This is a genomic window from Haloarcula terrestris, from assembly GCF_031624315.1.
Taxonomy (GTDB): Archaea; Halobacteriota; Halobacteria; order Halobacteriales; family Haloarculaceae; genus Haloarcula; species Haloarcula terrestris.
Genome location: NZ_JAMQOM010000032.1, coordinates 1 through 1426 on the forward strand (window position 1 = coordinate 1; position 1426 = coordinate 1426).

Annotated in this window: 1 protein-coding gene; it reads right to left on the reverse strand. The window is 57.5% G+C overall.

Features of this window, described 5'->3' with window-relative positions; translation table 11 throughout:
- Positions 1-202: 202 nt before the first annotated feature.
- Complete coding sequence (locus tag NDI54_RS21375) at positions 203-1201, reverse strand: IS110 family RNA-guided transposase (protein ID WP_165897997.1); 999 nt, start codon at positions 1199-1201, stop codon at positions 203-205.
- Between the last annotated feature and the right edge of the window lie 225 nt (positions 1202-1426).

The window sequence follows — 1426 nt, forward strand, 5'->3', positions numbered from 1 at the left end:
TTCACCTATGGAAACGCTGCTACTTACACAAACCACCGTTTTCGACAAAATAGTTGCGCCGTCCTGTACTCTGCTGTTCTCCCGTCCGGCAGGCGGTCGATATCTTCAGGCGGTGCGGTCGCAGTCTGGCGATAGCTGTTGCTAACGCTGGCCTCGACCGGCCACTGAGGGCCGCCCGCCCGGCGGCCCTCAGTTCCCTCCTCTATGAACTCACATCAGGCGGGTCGTATACTTCGCCCCGGTCTAGCATGTGGTAGATCGACACCAGCATTTTCCGAGCGCAGGCGACGATTGCCTTCTGTGAGTTCTTCCGGCTAGCTAACCGCTCATAGAAGCGGCTCAAGTACTCATCGTTACAGGTGTGAACTGCTGTGTTTGCAGCCTGGACGAGCAACCACCGGACACGACCCGATCCACGCTTCGAAATACTCCCTTCGATCCGCGAGTCACCTGACTCGCGGATCACCGGGTTCAATCCCACGTAGCTGACAACCGATTTATCACCGTCAAACCGACTGATCTTGCCTAACTCGGCGTAAATCGTCAACGCCGTATAGTAACTCACGCCGGGAATGGTCATCAGCAGCTGGGTCTCCTTCAGAGACCCAGCGCGCTCCTCGATCGTTTCTTCGAGTTCCTGTATCTCCTCGGTGAGCGTCTCTATCAGTTCGAGATACGACTCCAGCAACGCGTCCCACGGCGTCGGGAGCGAGAGTTCCCGGAGGAACTCTCGTCCCTCCTTGTTCAACGGCTTCACGTCCTCAGTGATGCCGTGATCGGAGAGAAGTCCGTGAATCTTGTTGGCGTACTTTGTCCGGTTTTCGACCAGGGTCTGTCGCCCGCGCACGAGTGCGCGGGCTTCCCTGATCTCGTCGGTCGGAACATAACTCTCTGGCACCGAGTTCAGCCGCACCATCCGCGCGAGTTCTTTTGCGTCGACGCGATCGGTTTTCTTGTCCGAGTTAGCAATCTGATTCAGCTCCTTCGGGTGAGCGACAGTCACATCCAAATGTTCGGACAGCGTATCGTGGATGTGGTAGTAATTGCTGGTCGCTTCGAGTGCGGCTTCGGCACCAGCGTACCGCTGGGCGAGGTCGTCGAGGTTCGCGTTCTCGACGCGAACCTCTTCGACGATCTCCCCAGCCTCATCCATTACTGCCACCTGTGCGTACCGTTTGTGGACATCAATTCCAAGGTACATTGTCTGTTCACCCGGGACGCCAGTGCGTGAAGCAGAGATTCACCTATTCGGGCTTTCCCGGATGCCGCGCCCCGCGGCATCCGGGCTGTAACGCCCATGACTCGGCTTCTTTCGCACACGGACCAGTCAACACGACGTGCTCTAAGGCACGGAATAGCGGTCGGTCTCTTGCGCCCCATGTCTTAATTCACGCTCTCATGGCGTAGCAGCGTTTCCATCGAGTCA

Coding starts and splice junctions, on each gene's coding strand:
- NDI54_RS21375 (WP_165897997.1), bottom strand. CDS start 1,201: ATGTACCTTGGAATTGATGTCCACAAACGGTACGCACAGGTGGCAGTA.